General features: G+C 62.3%; 1 protein-coding gene. It reads left to right on the plus strand.

Annotation, left to right across the window (positions count from 1 at the left end; all coding sequences use genetic code 11):
* A partial coding sequence (locus U1769_RS25565) for a TonB-dependent receptor domain-containing protein (RefSeq protein WP_332720957.1) occupies positions 1–969 on the plus strand: 969 nt, incomplete at its 5' end.
* Positions 970–1,017 lie beyond the last annotated feature (48 nt).

A 1,017-nucleotide genomic window follows, 5' to 3' on the forward strand; every position in this document is an offset into this window, starting at 1 on the left:
TTCGTGCGCGGGAACACGCCGGATTACGGCTATAGTGGCACCAATTTGCGGTTTGAATATCAGGGTGTGATCGCGCCGGTCGAGGCGGCGAAGCTGGTGTTCGGATATGAGCATGAGCGGCCGGAATGCACGTTTTTCGGGTTCGGTTCGACTGCGGACGAGCGCGCGAACATCGACAGCGTCTATGCGCTGGCGATCGTTCAGCCGTTTGCCGGGCTGTCGCTGACGGGTGGCATTCGGCATGACGATCACAGCCAATTTGGTGGCGCGACCACCTTTGGAGCGAGCGCCAACTACTCGCCCAATGGCGGCGCGACCAACATCCGCGCCAGCTATGGCGAGGGGTTCAAGGCGCCATCGCTGTATCAGCTTTACGACACTTTCAGCGGCAATGCGGCGCTGCGCCCAGAGCGGTCGCAAAGCTATGAAGTCGGAGTTGACCAAAGCCTTGCCAGCGATCGCGCGATGCTGTCGGTCACGGCGTTCCAGCGCGATACGACCGACCAGATCAACTATGACAATGCCACCTTCACCTATGGCAATATCGACCGCACTCGCGCCAAGGGTGTGGAAGCGGCGATGACACTGAAGCCGGTTGAAGCGCTCAGCTTCGTCGCAGCCTATAGCTATATCGATGCGCGGGATCGGTCCGGGCGCCCGGCGTTCAACGGCAAGCGACTGCCACGGCGGGCTGAACAAGCGGTGAGCGTGTCGGTGGACTATGACTGGTCGTTCGGGCTGTCGACCGGCGCGACGCTGAGCGTGGTGGGCGACAGTTTCGACAATGCGTCGAATGCACGGCGGCTGGACGGCTATGCGCTGGCGGGCGTGCGGGCGTCGGTGCCGTTAGGCGAGCATCTGGAGGTGTATGGCCGGATCGACAATCTGTTCGATGCCGAATACGTCACCGCCTATGGCTATGGCGTCTATGGCCGCGCGGCCTATGGCGGCGTGCGTGTCCGTTTCTGATCGGAACCGGGAGGGGCGGGCGTGATGCCTGCCCCTTGTTTCTCAGCG

Source organism: Parasphingomonas zepuensis (genome assembly GCF_036663735.1).
Taxonomy (GTDB): Bacteria; Pseudomonadota; Alphaproteobacteria; order Sphingomonadales; family Sphingomonadaceae; genus Sphingomonas.